The 18027-nt window shown below is 38.2% G+C and carries 16 protein-coding genes, 1 pseudogene and 1 riboswitch; of the genes and pseudogenes, 6 read left to right on the plus strand and 11 right to left on the minus strand.

Annotated elements, in window-relative coordinates; translation table 11 throughout:
- Positions 1 to 138 precede the first annotated feature (138 nt).
- Positions 139 to 702, plus strand: coding sequence for a transposase (locus ACOMCU_RS18050; RefSeq protein ID WP_421050933.1), 564 nt, complete (start codon positions 139 to 141; stop codon positions 700 to 702).
- Positions 703 to 769: 67 nt separating this feature from the next.
- Here the strand turns inward: ACOMCU_RS18050 and ACOMCU_RS18055 are convergent, their stop codons facing one another.
- The 3 genes from ACOMCU_RS18055 to ACOMCU_RS18065 all read right to left on the minus strand — a co-directional run bounded on the left by ACOMCU_RS18055 (position 770) and on the right by ACOMCU_RS18065 (position 4305).
- The gene (locus ACOMCU_RS18055) at positions 770 to 2491 is read right to left on the minus strand and encodes a SulP family inorganic anion transporter (RefSeq protein ID WP_010860262.1); all 1722 of its coding nucleotides are present in this window, start codon (positions 2489 to 2491) and stop codon (positions 770 to 772) included.
- Between the two features lie 105 nt (positions 2492 to 2596).
- Complete coding sequence (locus tag ACOMCU_RS18060) at positions 2597 to 2944, minus strand: ArsR/SmtB family transcription factor (RefSeq protein ID WP_010860263.1); 348 nt, start codon at positions 2942 to 2944, stop codon at positions 2597 to 2599.
- Positions 2945 to 3126: 182 nt separating this feature from the next.
- Entirely contained in the window at positions 3127 to 4305 is a 1179-nt protein-coding gene (locus ACOMCU_RS18065; RefSeq protein ID WP_036130712.1) for an MDR family MFS transporter, read from the minus strand.
- 225 nt (positions 4306 to 4530) lie between these two features.
- Between ACOMCU_RS18065 and ACOMCU_RS18070 the strand changes: the two genes are divergently transcribed.
- From ACOMCU_RS18070 to ACOMCU_RS18080, 3 genes and pseudogenes are all read left to right on the plus strand, one after another.
- Positions 4531 to 5487 carry a TIGR01212 family radical SAM protein gene (locus tag ACOMCU_RS18070; protein ID WP_421050934.1) on the plus strand — a complete coding sequence of 319 codons (957 nt, stop codon included), beginning with the start codon at positions 4531 to 4533 and terminating at the stop codon, positions 5485 to 5487.
- Positions 5484 to 6062 carry a class I SAM-dependent methyltransferase gene (locus tag ACOMCU_RS18075; RefSeq protein WP_421050935.1) on the plus strand — a complete coding sequence of 193 codons (579 nt, stop codon included), beginning with the start codon at positions 5484 to 5486 and terminating at the stop codon, positions 6060 to 6062. Before ACOMCU_RS18070 ends, ACOMCU_RS18075 begins: the two co-directional genes overlap by 4 nt.
- A 324-nt stretch (positions 6063 to 6386) precedes the next feature.
- A pseudogene (locus ACOMCU_RS18080) lies at positions 6387 to 6530 on the plus strand (transposase); the annotation flags it as partial.
- Positions 6531 to 6637: 107 nt separating this feature from the next.
- Here ACOMCU_RS18080 and ACOMCU_RS18085 read toward each other — a convergent pair.
- A complete protein-coding gene (locus ACOMCU_RS18085; protein WP_421050937.1) occupies positions 6638 to 8146 on the minus strand; it encodes an alanine/glycine:cation symporter family protein in 1509 nt (502 codons plus the stop codon).
- Positions 8147 to 8274: 128 nt separating this feature from the next.
- Positions 8275 to 9081 carry an alpha/beta hydrolase gene (locus tag ACOMCU_RS18090; RefSeq protein ID WP_010860268.1) on the minus strand — a complete coding sequence of 269 codons (807 nt, stop codon included), beginning with the start codon at positions 9079 to 9081 and terminating at the stop codon, positions 8275 to 8277.
- Positions 9082 to 9215: 134 nt separating this feature from the next.
- Here ACOMCU_RS18090 and ACOMCU_RS18095 point away from each other — a divergent pair, with 134 nt between their 5' ends.
- Positions 9216 to 9728: a gamma carbonic anhydrase family protein gene (locus ACOMCU_RS18095; protein ID WP_010860269.1), complete on the plus strand. Its 513-nt coding sequence runs from the start codon at positions 9216 to 9218 to the stop codon at positions 9726 to 9728.
- Positions 9729 to 9830: 102 nt separating this feature from the next.
- On the opposite strand, the gene metK is transcribed toward ACOMCU_RS18095, so the two are convergent.
- Positions 9831 to 11027, minus strand: coding sequence for a methionine adenosyltransferase (gene metK / locus ACOMCU_RS18100; RefSeq protein WP_421050939.1), 1197 nt, complete (start codon positions 11025 to 11027; stop codon positions 9831 to 9833).
- A gap of 256 nt (positions 11028 to 11283) precedes the next feature.
- Positions 11284 to 11402, minus strand: a riboswitch (SAM riboswitch).
- A 202-nt stretch (positions 11403 to 11604) separates the two neighbouring features.
- Here metK and pckA point away from each other — a divergent pair.
- Positions 11605 to 13191: a phosphoenolpyruvate carboxykinase (ATP) gene (pckA, locus tag ACOMCU_RS18105; RefSeq protein WP_010860271.1), complete on the plus strand. Its 1587-nt coding sequence runs from the start codon at positions 11605 to 11607 to the stop codon at positions 13189 to 13191.
- Positions 13192 to 13622: 431 nt separating this feature from the next.
- On the opposite strand, the gene ACOMCU_RS18110 is transcribed toward pckA, so the two are convergent.
- The 5 genes from ACOMCU_RS18110 to ACOMCU_RS18130 all read right to left on the minus strand — a co-directional run bounded on the left by ACOMCU_RS18110 (position 13623) and on the right by ACOMCU_RS18130 (position 18012).
- Complete coding sequence (locus ACOMCU_RS18110; protein ID WP_421050940.1) at positions 13623 to 14453, minus strand: alpha/beta fold hydrolase; 831 nt, start codon at positions 14451 to 14453, stop codon at positions 13623 to 13625.
- 345 nt (positions 14454 to 14798) lie between these two features.
- On the minus strand, positions 14799 to 15575 hold the full coding sequence (locus ACOMCU_RS18115; RefSeq protein WP_010860273.1) for an alpha/beta hydrolase family protein: 777 nt from the start codon (positions 15573 to 15575) through the stop codon (positions 14799 to 14801).
- The gene (locus ACOMCU_RS18120; RefSeq protein ID WP_010860274.1) at positions 15559 to 16026 is read right to left on the minus strand and encodes an NUDIX domain-containing protein; all 468 of its coding nucleotides are present in this window, start codon (positions 16024 to 16026) and stop codon (positions 15559 to 15561) included. The genes ACOMCU_RS18115 and ACOMCU_RS18120 overlap by 17 nt, the downstream gene beginning before the upstream one ends.
- 289 nt (positions 16027 to 16315) lie before the next feature.
- On the minus strand, positions 16316 to 17239 hold the full coding sequence (locus ACOMCU_RS18125) for an aminopeptidase (RefSeq protein ID WP_421050942.1): 924 nt from the start codon (positions 17237 to 17239) through the stop codon (positions 16316 to 16318).
- A gap of 11 nt (positions 17240 to 17250) precedes the next feature.
- Positions 17251 to 18012 (minus strand): IclR family transcriptional regulator, encoded by a 762-nt coding sequence (locus tag ACOMCU_RS18130; RefSeq protein WP_421050944.1) that lies wholly within the window; start codon positions 18010 to 18012, stop codon positions 17251 to 17253.
- Between the last annotated feature and the right edge of the window lie 15 nt (positions 18013 to 18027).

The following is an 18027-nucleotide window of genomic DNA, read 5'->3' on the forward strand; positions in this document are numbered from 1 at the left end:
TTTCATAGAGATTTCACAAATTAACAATGTTTTTCGGTCATCAAAATGAAAATATTACTTATCTAAAGATATCTGCATATTTGACGCGCTTTGTAATCATTTTTATGCTAAAGAAAAATACTTAGAAGGGAAGGTCTTATGGCTAGAAAAAAACGTCAGTGGTCACCAAATCATTACAATCATGTAGTGATGCGTGGCAACAATCGCCAAACTATTTTTAACAACGCTGCTGATTACCAAGCGTTTTTTCGTGTACTGCAATATGCCCATCAAAAATATCCATTTAGCATCGTCGCTTATTGCATTATGACTAACCACTATCATTTACTTATTCGTTCACCTGAAGTGCCACTAGGAAAAGTGATGGCTATCATCAATCGTCGATACAGTGATTACTTCAATAAAAAATATCAATATACAGGTCAGCTTTACGAACGGCGATATTTCGCAGAGCTTGTTCCCTCTCCTATAGGCTTGCTCACCGTAAGTCGCTACATCCATCGCAATCCCATCACAACAAAGACACCCATTGTTGAAAAAATGGAGTACTATCCATACAGTTCCTATCACCACTATAAGCACAATAAACCGTCACCCTACTCATTTCTTGATACAACCTTACTAAGAACCTATTTGCCTCAAAGCTCACAGTCCTATTGCCAGTATTGTGAGAAAGAACAAATCGAGCAATTGTTGCACTGAACATAAAAAGCTCCGTACGAGGATTTCCATCATACGGAGCTTTTTGAATTGTAGTAAATTGTCAGAATTATGTGCGTGCCAGGCACTTCTCAGCACATTCACGAAATGCAAAATGCTTGCACCCTATACATTTATTTTCATCCAAATAACATAGGGCTTGGTTAATGGCTACCCCTGTATGTGGATAGAAATTTTCTTCACCAATTTTTTCATACAGGCCATTTCGCTGAAGTGCCACTTTCAATTCCTCTTGCACACCCGTGACTAAAACAGTGCCACCTTGCTTTGTGAAACTTTCCACTATATTGCTAAAATATGATTCACCTGTAGAATCCATAAAGGGCACTTTACTCATACGTAAGATTAAAACTTTTGGCTGACCATGAATGTCATGTGAAATCGTTTGCTCAAAAGTTTGAGCGGCTCCAAAAAATAATGGACCTTCAATTGTATATATACTAATTTGCGGACAATCATGTTGTTCATTAACAACATTTGGTTGCACCTTGCCACTCGATGTCGAATGATCGGGTAAAACCTTTGATACAACAAGCTTCTCGCTCATACGTTTTGCAAATAATACGACTGCCAAAACAAGACCCACTTCAACTGCTAGTGTCAAACTCGTAAAAACAGTTAGTAAGAATGTAATGATTAGGACAAGTGAGTCGCCCGATTTCAGTTTTACAATATGTGCAAAATGTTTTTGTTCACTCATATTCCAAGCAACAACCATTAAAACAGGTGCCATACTTGCCAATGGAATATGCGAGGCATAAGGGGCTAATAACAATAAAGTCACTAATACAAACACACCGTGAATAATACCCGACACTGGTGATGCTGCACCCGTTTTAATATTGGTAGCTGTACGAGCAATTGCGCCAGTTGCAGGAATACCTCCAAACAAAGGCGTCACAATATTAGCAATCCCTTGTCCAACGAGCTCCCGATTGCTATTATGTTTGCTATTTGTCATACCGTCCGCTACTACTGCTGATAATAGTGATTCAATCCCCCCGAGCATGGCAATGACAAATGCTGGGCCTATTAATAATTGAATACGCTCAAATGTAATTTCAGGAATTGAAAAATTCGGTAAGGTATTCGGTATTTGACCATAAGCTGTGGCAATTGTGGCAACTTGACCTGAGAAAAAAAACGTTGCGATAACTGTAGAAACAACAATTCCAGCCAAAGCTCCTGGTACCTTTGGTAAAATCTTTGGTGTTACGAGAATTATCAAGAGACAAATGATGGCTACTAAAATACTATTAAAATTCGTAGTGCCCAGATGTATGACAAGTTCTTTAATGTTAGCTATAAAATATTCGTGCCGTTCAATACCCGTGAGTCCTAAAAAATTTGCAATTTGACCTGTAAAGATAATTACTGCAATGCCAGCAGTGAACCCTATTGTTACAGGACGCGGAATATATTTTATTAGCGAGCCTAACTTAAAAATCCCCATTAAACATAATATGACACCGGCCATCAATCCAGCTATTAATAGATTTTCATAGCCATAGGTCAGAACAATCCCTAAAAGAATAGGGACAAAAGCGCCTGTAGGTCCACCTATTTGATATTTCGAACCACCAAATATCGATATGAGTATCCCTGCAATACATGCCGTATAAATTCCATACTCCGGCTTTACACCAGAGGCAATAGCAAACGACATCGCCAGAGGTATGGCAACAATACCGACAATAATACCTGACAGTAAATCTTTTTTAAAAAGACTAACAGAATATCCTTCAAGTCGCCCTGTAAACAGTGACTTCATAGTAAATCTTCCCTTCGAAATAATAAATTTCATCGAATCAAGTTAGCAAGATATACCTTTACTTTAATTTCAGGATACTTTCTAAGTCGAAAATAGATACATCTCTTATTTAATGTCATCGTTATTTTCACTGACGGTCATTTCTTCTAATCTTGAAATTGTATTGATTAAATGATTGTTAAAAATTTTCTTTGCAACGTCTAGTAATTCAATAATCATTGGATCACTCAAAGAATAGTAAACTTTTTTGCCCTCTTTCATGCCATATACAATATTCTTCGACCGTAAGACACTCAGCTGCTGGGAAACGGCTGAGCCTTCTTTCTCAAGACAGCTTTGAATCTCATTCACACTTTTCTTACCATCAACCAATAATTCAAGAATTCTTATGCGTAATGGATGTGCTAAAGCTTTAAAGAAATCAGCTTTAAATTGTTGTAAGCCTTCTTCCACGTAGATCCCCCCATTATGACTGTACTTTGCGACTAGGCTTTTTACGTTTACATATTCAAATATTTGAATATGTATGATTGTAATCTTTAACCCAATCAATTTCAACTACAAAATAAAAAAAACGAACAAAAAATCTGCTTCAGCACATTTTTCATTCGTTTTAAATCCATTTTCTGTATTTATTAATCTATTATCAAATTATCTCTTTTTAACGGACGATCATACAAGAGGCATGGAATAATGGCAATTAAAACAATGAAGACTAATATTGATACGAGTGCAATCATGCCGAACTGATCAACCATAATGCCACCGAATAAAGGTCCAATCATACGACCGCCAGTTGCTGCACTATTCATAATTCCCTGATAGAAGCCTTGTCGCCCTTTTGGTGCAAGCTGGTTAGCAATAGTCGGTAAGGCTGGTGTATAGAACATTTCACCGAATGTTAATACAACCATTGCCGCAGCAAACATTTTAAAGTCACTGGCAAATGCAATAATTCCAAAAGAAATTGCGATAAGGATAACCCCAAATACTAGTTGTGTTTTTAACTTATCTTCCCAACGTTTTACCAGTGGCGCGATTAAAGGTTGCCCAATAACAATTAGTAAGCCATTAATTGTCCAAAGTAAACTATATTGCTTTAAGCCAAGACCTAGATCCTGTGTATATGAAGAAATCGTCGCACTCCATTGAGAGTAGGCAAGCCAACATAACACGGATGATGAACTAAGTATTAATAATGCGTAGAATGGTGCTTTATTTGTTATTCGCTTACTTTCACTCACTACATTTTTAGGAGCAATGCTTCTCGCATCTAACCCTTTAAAAGTTACTAATGCTATAAAGAAGAACAAAATATACATCCCTAAATTCACCATAAACACATAGTCAAATCTATAATCAGCGACAATACCTGCGAGGGCAGGACCTACTGCCACACCTAAATTTTGTGCTAAGTAGATTGAATTAAACGCCTTACGACCTCCCTCGGGCCAAGCCGCTCCTGCTAATGCGAACATCCCCGGAAATACAATACCACCGCTAAAACCAAGAATCGTTAAGAACCACACATAATGCGGCCATCCATGCCAAATGGTTAGACCAATTAGGGAAATAATCGTCAACACAATGCCTAACATAATTGACTTATAGCCACCTATTCTATCAAATAAGTAACCGCCTAGTAGATTGCCTAACACACCAGCAGCTGAATTCAACATCAAAACAAAGCCAGCCATGGCAAGAGACTTTCCTAAATAATCATGCATATATATGGCATTTAAAGGCCATAAAAAAGAGTTGCCCGTTGTGTTCACAAGCATCCCGATAATTAAAAACCAAACCCTTTTTGGCATATCATGACCTCCATTATTTCGCTACTCTAAATAGTTAGTTTATGCTGAAAAATGAAATTGTACAAGGAAAATAAATTTACCTCGCCTTCATAAAGTGAAACTTCATCATTGGGGGTTTGCTTCATTTTAAAACAGTCTTAGCAACCGTTAGTACGGGATACAATCATTACTTCATGACGGAAACGTGCACACGTGATAAAATATACTGTTAGAGGAGTGAAATACATGACAGAAACAAACTTTCCTTTTCCTTCTGAGGGGAAAAGATACTATACATGGAATCGCTATTTACGCGATCAGTTTGGCCACAAAGTTTTTAAAGTAGCGCTTGATGCAGGTTTTGACTGTCCAAACCGTGACGGCACAGTAGCATTTGGTGGCTGTACATTTTGTAGTGCTGCAGGTTCAGGTGACTTTGCAGGAAACAAAGTGGATCCAATCGATGTACAATTTGCTGAAATTCGAGACAAAATGCATCAAAAATGGAAGGATGGTCAGTACATGGCTTACTTCCAAGCCTACACAAATACCCATGCCCCCCTTCCTGTATTAAAAGAGAAATTTGAAGCTGCATTAGCACAAGAAGGCGTAGTTGGGCTATCGATTGCGACACGCCCAGACTGCCTGCCAGATGATGTGGTTGAATATTTAGCAGAGCTAAACGAACGTACGTATTTATGGATTGAACTTGGCCTTCAAACTGTGCACGAAAAAACAGCAAACCTTATTAACCGCGCCCATGATTATGCCACATATGTAGAGGGTGTAGAAAAGCTTCGTAAACATGGTATTCGTGTTTGCTCCCATATTATTAACGGACTTCCTCTTGAGGACTATGACATGATGATGGAGACCGCTCGTGAAGTGGCAAAGCTCGATGTCCAAGGCATTAAAATTCATTTACTGCATTTATTAAAGGGTACGCCGATGGTGAAACAATATGAAAAAGGAATGCTAGAATTTTTAGATCAGGATGTTTATACGAAGCTAGTAGCAGATCAGTTAGAACTTTTGCCACCAAACATGGTGATACATCGCATAACAGGTGATGGACCGATTGATTTAATGATTGGACCAATGTGGAGTGTTAATAAATGGGAAGTATTAAATGGCATTGATGCAGAGCTAGAGAGACGTGGAAGCTGGCAAGGAAAGTTTTTTAAGGCTGAGGTTACAAAATGAAGCTACAACGTGTTTTACAATATGCCCAGCAGCTATTAACAGAAGCTATTGAAGATGGTGATACTGTTGTGGACGCAACTGCTGGTAACGGACATGATACTTTATTTTTAGCGCAACTCGTAGGTGATGACGGACAAGTATTTGCCTTTGATGTGCAAAAAAGCGCTGTCGATGCAACACTCCATCGGCTTCTAGACAATGCGTTAGAACACCGCGCCCTTGTTTTACACACTGGACATGAACACGTAGCAAAACATGTTCAAAAACCAGTTGCCGCCGCTATTTTTAATCTTGGCTATTTACCTGGCAGTGATCACGACATCATTACAAAACCTAATACAACAATCTTAGCGCTTACAGATTTACTTCAACTACTTAAAATTGGCGGTCTTATCGTCCTTGTCGTTTACCATGGTCATCCTGGTGGCAAGGAAGAACGCAATGCCGTTATAGATTACGTCAGTCATTTACCGCAAAAATATGTACATGTGTTAAAATACGAATTTCTAAACCAACAAAATGATCCACCCTTTATCATTGCAATAGAAAAAATGAAAGAGCTACCTGCCGAATAAAAAATGAGGCTGGGACAAAACAACTCACCTCAAAAATGAAAAACCTCGAAAATTTTACGATTAGTAAAATCTTCGAGGCTTTGTTTTTTTAGTCTACTTCGTAGTCATTTTTCTCCGCTACGGCGACGCTTTAAGCGGGAGTCGCCGCCTTCGCTCCGAACAACTATTGAAACACTTCTATTTCAATTAAATCTATTCATAATTTTAGGCATAAAAAAAGGACTTCTTCTGATAAAATTTAGTACCCCTACAAAAATTAACACAGAAAGAAGTGTCCTTATGTTTAAAGATTATAACATGAATCAACTCTTTTTACCGTTAGATCTTGACGTGGAGCCGGTTTTCGGATTCTTGAAGGCTAATTTAGGTTTCACTCGATTTTCTGTCCGTGGAAAATCGAAAGCTGAGAACGAAATCGGCCTTGCATTAATGGCCGTAAATTTAAGAAAATATGCGGTACGAGGATAATCCTCCACTACATATTGTCAAAATCAAACACAAAAATCGAGATTGCTTCATGCAATCTCGATTTTTTACGTGAACTGAAACTATTTATGTCCCAGCCTCGTTTTTTATTATTTATTTTTACGTTTTTCATTGTAGTCTATCCAGAAATCTGCACCTTTTATACCTAGTTTACGAGGATCGAAGACAGGGTCTTTTCCTTCTTTTTTCTGTTTCTCATAATCTTTTAATGCGACAATAGCAGGTTTCATAATGATTAAAATGGCAATAACGTTAACCCACACCATTAAACCTAAACCAACATCCCCCATAGCCCACGCAAGATCGGATGTACGAACAGTACCATAGAAAGCTGCTACTAAAATCGCAAGTTTAGCTAACCAAATAAAAATCTTTTCAGTTTTCCCCTTGAATAAGTAGGCCACATTTGTTTCTGCAATATAGTAATAAGCCATAATTGTCGTAAATGCAAAGAAGAATAAAGCAATCGCTACGAACGGTGCTCCAAAACCTGGTAGTGAGGATTCAACCGCGTATTGTGTATATGCAGCACCTTCTTTAATACTTTTCGCAAACGTCATTTGTTCTTCTCCAGATAGACCATTTTGATTGAATTCACCAATATGAATATACGGATCAGTACCTTCAGCAGCCTTTTCATCTTGTACATTATACATACCAGTAAATAAAATCATAAATGCAGTAGCCGAACAAATTAGTAATGTATCAATGTACACAGAAGCCGCTTGCACGATACCTTGTTTAGCAGGGTGTGAAACTTCTGCTGCAGCTGCTGGATGCGCTCCAGTTCCCTGACCAGCTTCATTTGAATAAATACCACGTTTAACGCCCCAAGCAATAGCTGAGCCAATAATTCCACCAAAGACTTCCTGAGCACCAAAAGCACTTGAGAAAATTAATGCAAATACAGTAGGCACTTCTGAAATATTCATAACAATAATGATGATGGCCATAATAATATAAGCTAACGCCATAAATGGTACTATTACTTGCGCAGCATTTGCAATCGATTTAACACCACCGATAATAATTGCACCTAATAACACTACGATAATAAGTCCAGTCATCCATGTTTCTATGCCAAATGCGTTTTCAACAGCACCAGCAATCGCATTTGATTGCACACCTGGCATTAATATTAACATTGCGATTAATGCAGCAATCGCAAAAATAATGGCAAACCATTTTTGGCCCATTCCTTTTTCAATATAAAAGGCTGGCCCTCCACGATATTCCGTTTCTTTCTCTTCTTTATAAATCTGAGCCAATGTCGACTCAACATATGCAGTGGCAGCACCGATGAAAGCAATTGCCCACATCCAAAATACTGCTCCAGGTCCCCCCATCCCGATTGCCGTAGCAGTACCGGCAATATTACCTGTACCTACACGACCTGATAATGCAATTGACATTGCCTGGAAAGATGATATCCCTTTATCAGACTTTTCTCCTTTAAACATTAAGACAAACATATCTTTAATGTGACGAACTTGTAGGAACCGCGTAATAATTGAGAAAAATAGTCCGATTAACAAAATACCATAAATAAACCATGGTCCCCATAGAATATCATTGAGTTTTCCAACAATTGCTTCCATTAAATCCCCCCAAATTTTGAATGTCCTTTCATTTAGACATTATAGTATTACACTTTTCAGAAAATTACAACATTATATTCAAGTAACTATAGTCTAAAGAACCATTACTCTTTTTAGAGGGAACTCATCTATTCAATTATATAACCAATCCTACGAAGAGCATTATTAACAAAATCGCGTATATAGACAAATATCTCTTCACGTTCTACCTCGTGAAATAAATTATGATAGCATTTGTCCCATTCTTTAAATTGAAATTCGGTGAATTCCTGCTGATGTAACCAGTTACGCGTCTGTCTCGTTTCAGTAATGCCATCCTTTTCTCCAGTCATAATAAGCATGGGCATATTCGGAAATTCCGCCTTAGACATCATGACCAAATTACGCATCATTTGTTGTAGCTCACGATACCATTTAACCGATACGACTGATTTAAACGGAAAATCATCTTTCATCTCATTTCTACCTTCAACATTACGGGTCAATTTATCAAATGTAATATCATGTGTCATTTTGACATTTGCCGTTAAAGCACTTAGACTTGTTAAAGCATTTGGCAGTTTTCCAGGCAATAGCTTCAAATTCAGCCATGGTGAAGTTAAAATAATGCCTGCGCATTCGTATTTTCTTTTGTACATTGTATGTAATACTAATGTCGCACCTAATCCATGCCCTATTAAAAATACTGGTAAATTATATGAAAAAGCATTTTCAATTACATTTCTTGTATATTTATTATATTCTTTAAAGTCTTCATCATGGACTCGTGATTGCTTTGATTTTGTTCCATGATTTGGTAAATCCCCCATGACTACGTGGAAGCCTTCCATTCTAAGTTTTTCAATAAGCCATGCATACCAGCGATGATTTTCATAAGCACCATGAAGAATAGCAATCACAGCTTTCGCATGTCCATCAGCTTCCCATTTCCACATTCACATAGTCCTCCTAAAAAATAGTTACACAATGATTATAACTAAGTATTTTGCACATTTTAATTTTATATTTCCAATAAGTTGCGTATTTGATACGATAATATTACATCAAAGAAAGAAAAGAGGCGATTTCTATGATCTATCCATTTAAAGATAAAACACCAATAATCGATCCATCTGTTTTTATTGCCGACTATGCGACCATTACGGGCGACGTTACAATAGGTGCTGAAACGACAATTTGGTTTAATACTGTTATTCGAGGTGATGTATCTCCTACAATTATTGGTAAACGTGTAAGTATTCAAGACCTTTGTTGCTTACATCAAAGTCCAAAATATCCTTTGATTATCGAAGATGAAGTAACAGTTGGGCACCAAGTCACTTTACATAGCTGTACGATTCGAAAAAACGCCTTGATTGGGATGGGCTCAATTATTTTAGATGGAGCAGAAATCGGAGAGGGTGCTTTTATTGGTGCAGGTAGTCTTGTACCTCCAGGTAAAGTCATTCCTCCTAATAGCTTAGCATTAGGACGTCCGGCAAAAGTTGTACGTGAATTAAACGCCGAAGATATAGAAGATATGGAACGCATCGTGCGAGAATACGCAGAAAAAGGACAGTATTACAAATCCTTGCAAAAATGACTTCTAATGAAAAAGAAAGGGTCTAAGAATATTCTTAGTCCCCTTTCATGTAACGAAAGTGTATCTTTATGAAAACATAACTAGGCATTTTTGAAAAGCGACTTATAGACTAGCTTTTTCTTTTAATGCGTCAGCCTTATCTGTGTTTTCCCAAGGCACGTTTAAATCTGTTCGACCAAAGTGACCGTAGGCTGCTGTTTGTTTGTAAATTGGGCGACGTAAGTCAAGCATTTTAATGATACCAGCTGGACGTAAATCAAATAACTCACGTACCCATTTAACGATTTCGCTTTCTTTTACTTTCCCCGTACCGAACGTGTCCACTGCGATGGATACTGGCTGTGCTACACCAATAGCATAGGCAAGCTGTACTTCAACACGCTCTGCTAAGCCGGCTGCAACAATATTTTTTGCAACGTAACGTGCAGCATATGCTGCTGAACGGTCCACTTTTGTAGCGTCTTTACCAGAAAATGCGCCACCACCATGTCGCGCGTAGCCACCGTATGTATCAACGATGATTTTACGACCAGTAAGACCTGCATCACCTTTTGGTCCACCAATTACGAAGCGTCCTGTTGGGTTGATAAAATATTTTGTATTGGCATCTAGTAATTCACTTGGAACCACTGGCGCAATTACTAATGCTTTTAAATCAGCTTGAATTTGTTCAAGTGTCGCTTCTTCATCATGCTGCGTTGAAATAACAATGGTATCTACACGAACTGGAACATTATTTTCATCATATTCAATCGTCACTTGTGTTTTACCATCAGGACGTAAATATGCTAGTTCACCTGATTTACGAACTTCTGTTAAACGACGAGACAATTTATGCGCTAAACTAATAGGTAATGGCATAAGTTCAGGCGTTTCGTTACATGCGTAACCAAACATTAAGCCTTGGTCACCTGCTCCAATCGCTTCGATGTCTGCATCTGTCATAGAACCTTCACGTGCTTCTAATGCTTGGTCAACACCTAACGCTATATCAGGTGACTGCTCACCAATTGCTACTAGAACAGCTAAGTTTTCAGCATCAAAACCATATTTCCCACGTGTATAGCCGATCTCAGCGACTGTATCGCGGACAATACCTTTAATATCTACATAAGTAGAAGTAGTAATTTCTCCTGCTACTAGTACTAAGCCTGTTGTTACAGTTGTTTCACACGCTACACGTGCATTTGGATCTTCTGCTAAAATGGCATCTAAAATGGCATCCGAAATTTGATCACAAATTTTATCTGGATGTCCTTCTGTTACACTCTCTGATGTAAACAGTCGACGGTTTGTCATTTGGTTTTCCTCCTATTACTCTTACAAATAGTATTTGCGAAATTAATACGGTACTCATTACCCATGTCAAGTTCGCTCCTAAAGGATTGAACTCCAAGCCGTTGCTGCTTTTAACACGAGGATTTCGAAAGATCCGTCATTATAATAAGGAAAGAAGTGCACATACTTACCTTTACATTCATTTTTATCAATAAAAAAATCCTTTTCTCACGTGTACTTTACATGAGGAAAGGAATAATGACTTCGTAACCTTTCACTCTTATCGTTCAAGGGCTGTCCCCTTGCATCAGGTTGGCACCAACGCATGTCGTGAAATCGTTCATGCAGGTTGCCGGGTTTCACAGGGCCTGACCCTCCACCAGCTCGGGATAAGAGTATCCGTTCAATTTCTCATCTTACGTAAAAGGTCAACCGTTGTCAATCGTTTTATGTCGTTTTATTGAAAAGTAATAAAATCGCAAAAATAATTTCTGAATTAGTATAGATTATTTAAGCGAATGTGTTATACTATTTTTGAAATTAAGAAAAACTCCCTCAAACACAAGGGAATACTATAAAAAAGGATGGTATTTAATCGATGAATTCAGTAGAAATTTCAAACGAACTGAAGGAATTATTAAGCGGCGGGAACATTAACGTTCAACTTTCAGTACCACAATTAGTTGAAAAAGCTACATCTCGTGGTGAAGCAATGTTAACAGTAGATGGCGCAGTGCGTGCGGAAACTGGTAAATACACTGGTCGTTCACCTAAAGATAAATATATGGTAGAAGAAGCAGATACACAAGATAAAATTGATTGGGGAAAAGTAAACCAACCCATTTCGTCTGAAGTATTTGACAACTTATATGTAAAAGTAATCAAGTATTTAAAAGAACGTGACGAATTATTCGTATTCAAAGGATTTGCTGGTGCTGACAAAGACTCTCAACTAGGCATCCAAGTAATTAATGAATACGCTTGGCACAATCTTTTCGGTCATCAATTATTTATCCGTCCAACAAAAGAAGAATTAGCTTCTCATGTTGCTGACTTCACAGTTATTTCAGCTCCTAACTTCAAAGCAGATCCTGCAGTCGATGGTACAGCTTCTGAAACTTTCATCATAGTCTCTCTAGAAAAGAAAATCATCCTTATCGGTGGTACTGAGTATGCTGGTGAAATGAAAAAATCTATTTTCGGTATTATGAACTACTTATTACCAGAACAAGGTATCCTGTCAATGCACTGTTCAGCAAACGTTGGTGAAGCTGGCGATGTAGCATTATTCTTTGGCTTATCTGGCACTGGTAAAACAACATTATCAGCTGATGCTGACCGCAAATTAATCGGTGACGATGAACATGGTTGGTCTGATAACGGCGTATTCAACATCGAAGGCGGTTGCTATGCAAAAACAATCAACCTTTCTGCTGAAAAAGAGCCAGAAATCTACAATGCAATTCGCTTCGGCTCCGTTTTAGAAAACGTAGCAGTTGATCCTGAGACTCGCGTATGTAATTATGATGACGGTTCTTTAACAGAAAATACTCGTGTTGCTTATCCAATCCAATACATCGAAAATATTGTTGATCCGTCTGTTGCAGGTCATCCAAAAACAATCGTCTTCTTAACAGCTGATGCATTTGGAGTATTACCTCCAATCAGTAAATTAACAAAAGAACAAGCAATGTATCACTTCCTAAGCGGTTTCACTTCAAAACTTGCTGGTACAGAACGTGGTGTAACAGAGCCAGAACCAGTATTCTCTACATGTTTTGGGTCTCCATTCCTACCACTTCCAGCAACTGTTTACGCTGAAATGCTAGGTCAAAAAATCGATGAGCACGGTGCACAAGTATTCTTAGTAAATACTGGTTGGACTGGTGGCGAATACGGTACTGGTAGTCGTATGAAGCTTTCTTACACTCGTACAATGGTACGTGCTGCAATCGATGGAAAATTAAACAACGTAGAAACAATTCAAGACGCTGTATTCGGCTTACACATTCCAACAGCTGTTGAAGGTGTACCAACAGAAGTGCTTAACCCACGTGATGCTTGGGCTGATAAAGCGGCTTATGATAAAAAAGCTACTGAACTTGCCGGTCTATTCAATGACAACTTCAAGAAATTTTCAAACGTATCTGAAGCCATCACAAAACTTGGTGGCCCATTAAAATAAGCTAAACGCCAAAAGGTTTCGGAAATGCTGGTCATTCCCGAAACCTTTTGATATTTTCTGTGATTTTCATTCAAATGGCGTGTACGTTTGTAAAGTCAGTGTCTCTTACGAGCACTACATACACTGTTGCGTTTCTCGCCATGTCCAAGTAGCGAGTTTCTTCAAAATCATGGCAGCAAAAGATAAGAATGGTCACTTGATCAATCGTAATAATTCCAAATTGATTGGGTTCATTCTGTAAGTTTTTAGAAATCATAGCACAACAATCCTTAATTCCGCAAAGAGAGGAAAAAGCTGCGAGACTCCTGCGGAACGGGCCAGCTAGACCCCGCACGAAGCGTAGCGAAGGAGGAGGCTAGCTGGTTCGTCCGCGGAAAGCAAGTGACTTTTTCTGGACTTGAATATTCTTACTTCTATTGTAAAAGTTTTCTTTATAACGATCTTACAAATTCATAAATAGCCTGATTCATCTCTGGCTGTTGATTGCCTACCATGGAATAATGATTGCTAGACGTCACAAAAGTTTGTAAGTTTTTTGTATAATTTATTGTATCTCGAAATAGCGGCTCTGCGAACAATGCAGGCAAAGGGCCGATTGCTCCGGTCGCCATCACTAACAGTACAGGACAGGTAACTTTTTCTGCTACTGCTTTTGGATCGTATTCTACAAAGCCTTCTATATCTTCATTAATATTTTGGACATGCATTCTACTCTTCCAAATGCCATCTGTCTCGATTACTTCATACATCACCGATTGTTCAATTTCTTCAGACCATGTGATACCTAACATTGTATATAATTGCTGCATTTCTAGTAAGTACTGTTCCTTGGACAAATATGTTTTTTCAAGTCTGCCAAGTGAAGGCTGAAGTACTGCACTCAGAGCCGGGTCGATTTGACATGCCCCGTCTAAGTAAACCGCTCCTTTGACATGCGGATGCTCACTAGCAATAATCGACGTGATAAATGCACCCATGGAATGCCCAATAAGTATGGGCTCATCGATTGCTAGATTTTCAAGTAATATTGCTACATCTTTTGCATGTTGCAGTACAGAACTCGTTTCGGATGGGTCACTTTCTCCTCGCCCTGCCAGATCCACAGATACCGTTTTAAAGTCAGCTTTTAACAACTGGACTAAATGATAAAAATTGTGTTGCTGTCCAGTTAAGCCATGTAAAAACACAATGGTATTATCTCCTTGCCCATCAAGTGTAACAGCTAAATTTCTCCCACCTACATCCACAAGTAATTGCTCCATTCCTTCACCCCTTCTAATAATAGAAAATTCTAACAAATTAATGATAGCATGAGAGAAAACTAAATAAAAATCATAAGCTAAAAATCTTTCTTTGCACTCGCTTCACATGTGTCAAATCAATAAAGATATGGACAGCGGCGTAATAATCCTTTACCCAAATAATTTATAGACGTACATTAGTTGATTGGATCGCTGGCGGCGACTTCTGCGGGAAAAGCTTGAGCGAAAAGCATTCTCCGTAGCGGAAATCAACGTGTTCATATAGTACTGTAAACAAACTCAATTTTTTGAGTTTGTCCACAGTCAGACTTGTTACTTTATAATTTAGAGTAACTGTTTTTATTTTTATTGTGCCTTCATCCAATTACAAAGCGTTCGTACTACTAATCGATTCACCTCGGAAGGGAAAAAATGTGTTAGCTTTTCATAGTACCATGTCTCATAAATTTTTTGAGCATCCTTTAAATAAAACTCTAGCTGTCTTGCATGTTCAATATCAACATTTTCATCTCGTAGTCCATGAATAATGAGAACTGGTGCAGTTATATGCTCAATCTCAAATAATGGGGTCCGTGCATCATAAGCTTCAGGTACACGATTCGGGGTACCTCCGACAACACGCTTCATCATTCGCCGCATATCCGTGCGCTCCCAATAGGTTGCTGTTGCATCGGAAACACCAGCCCATGTCACCACAGAAGTAATATCCTTTCGTAAAATGGCCGTCCACAGTGCCATAATTCCACCTCGTGAAAAGCCAAATACATGAATATTATCATTACAAAATTGTTTTAACACATCCACTCCATATATGGCATCGAAACGGTCCTGACCTGCAAATTCATCTCGACCTTCACCGCCTCTGTTTCCACGATAATAAGGGGCAAATACGATAAATCCTTGTGCGGCAAACTGGGCCACTCGCGCCGGTCTGACCATGCCGATGTTTTGCATGCCACCTCGTAAATATAAAAAGCCATCATATGTACCAGTTGCTTTTGGTTCAGCTAATAACCCCTTTACTCGTAATCCTTGTGACATGTAAGTAATTTCGGTTAAACGAATAGTGGGGTTTGGTGAAGGATATGGTCGTTTTTCTACTATTTCACCATTTGTTGTCATAACGCTTCACTTCCTCTAGCATTTTTTGCATACCCTCATCCTTCATATGAAAGCTTAAGTTTGGATGATTTGCAAACTCTTCATCGGTCAGCCACATCATACCTGATGTTTCTAAATCAAAATCTATTTGTTCCTGACCTGCAAATTGTGCAGTAAAGACAGTCTTACAAAATAATACTTCATCATGAACAGCATATTCTGCAAACCACATAAGATTTTTCACGTGTACACCTGTCTCCTCAAATACTTCACGTATAGCTGCTTGTTCTAATGTTTCACCTGGTTCTAACTTCCCCCCCGGAACTTCAACCCCACGTCGTTTATGAATCGTACATAGCCACTTATTATCATGCTTTAAAAAGACGAGGACATGTTTAGGTTCCACCTTAAACTCACCTCTTGTAAAACTTAAATCTACTTTGTAGCCATTTAAATCAATAAATGAAAACACTATTGTCAACTCCTATACTCTTAATGTAGCGAAAGTATCATTTTATTTAATTGAAATATTATGTCAAACACTGAGTGAAATCTATCACTAACAAGTCGTGACATTCCTCATCTGTGATGTTGTAAAATCTATGTGCTATATCATTTTACAGCCTTACTTAGGGATACATTTATTTTTACTATAGTGTAATGATGTAATAACAATCAACAGATAAGATTTTGACACCCGTTCGCCAATTCAATTGAAAAAAGCGTGCTTCAAAACCTTTGAAGTCACGCTCAATTTTTATCTAAATTACTTGTTTACCATCAAAATAAACTGTTGGATTTTTTACGACACAATCGATATGGACATTCGCAGCATTTGTACCACCAAATGGGACATTACTGCCAAATGCGATATGAATAGTGCCATATACTTTTTCATCTTCCAACACATTCCCGCATAAAAGAGCACTTTTATTTGCACCTATCCCGAATTCAGCGATGATACGACCATGCCCCTCCCCTAACAGCTCCAGTAATCGTTCACCATCTCGACCAATTGCCTCTTCCAGGCGACCGTTACGGATTTTTAACAATAAAGGCTCAGTTAATACACCAATATTTGCAATAGAACCATCGATTAAAATATCACCATTTGCGGATGTTTCAACAGGTGCAATATAGGATTCTCCAGAAGGGATATTGCCATAATCTCCTGCATTGCACACAATACCAGTCGAACGGATACCACTACGGTTTGCTACACTAAAAGTTAACTCATGCCCATCTTTTATAATGCGTACCTCTTTTGCAACATCAAGGAGGTTTACAAACTTTTCTACAAGTTCTTCAATTTCATGCGCATCGGCATGGAGTGCACCTTGTTCTAGCATTGTTAATGTAACTCCAGGCATAGTCGCTACTCGACCACCGTTTTCACACGCTTTTTTTCGTGCCATTGTGTGTGTTAAAGAATGCGATGTAATACACAGTGTAACATCTACGTTTGCTATCAACGATGTAATTGTACTAATTGGCTCTTGTCCGGATTTTTGCAAAAGTGGCATAACCACTAACATCGTATTCTCTGTAATTTTTAGTCCAGCTTCATAAAAAATTTGCGCAATGTCTTGTTTATGAGCATCGGTTAAAATAACGAGTGTTTCCGTTGATTGAACTCTTAAGTTGCCTTGTAAAACATTCAGTGCAATGTCATGTAAATGCTGCATTGTAAGTCTCCTTAGCTAAAATTCAAATGATATTTACGAATAATATCTTCTATTTCATGTTTCGCTTCCATTAATGGTTGTAAAACTTCAGGAATGCGTTGTTCCGTAAAACGATAAGTTGGCCCGGATACTGTTACTGATGCTACCACCTGCTCTTCGCTATTAAAAACTGGCATCGCAAGTGCAAGCACATCCGCAGTATACTCGCTATTACTGGTTGCATAACCGCACTCTCGAATCACTTCAAGCTCAGCCCGTATTTTACTAGCATTTGTTAATGTATTATTTGTATAGGCCATTAAAGGTACATCAATCACTTGCGATATTTGCTCTTCATTTAAGTAGGCAAGCATCGAGCGATAGGAAGCACCTACATAAAGTGGTGTTCTACTTCCTTGTGATACGGAAAACTTCACCTTATTTACAGGCTCTGCCTTTAGTAAAGTTAGCGCTTCTAGCCCATTTAATACTGTAAAAACAGCTGTTTCGCCCGTAGTATCTTTTAATTTTTCTAGTATTGGCAAACAAAGTTGGTCAATGTTTAATGAATCATACATATTCATGCCAATTTCCCATAAAGCAATTCCTAGCGAGTATTTTTTGGTGGTAGGATCTTTTGTAATGAATCCATTATTTTCAAATGTTTCAAGAATTCGATATAAATTTGTATGATTAATATTCATTTCCAAAGCCAATTCGCGCCCGCCCCATGTTGGCTTATCCTTTGTAAACATCTTTAAAACAGCAATAGATAAATTTAAAGTTTTTAGCATTTCTCTCATCCTTCT

The organism is Lysinibacillus sp. UGB7, from assembly GCF_049058285.1.
Taxonomy (GTDB): Bacteria; Bacillota; Bacilli; order Bacillales_A; family Planococcaceae; genus Lysinibacillus; species Lysinibacillus sphaericus_B.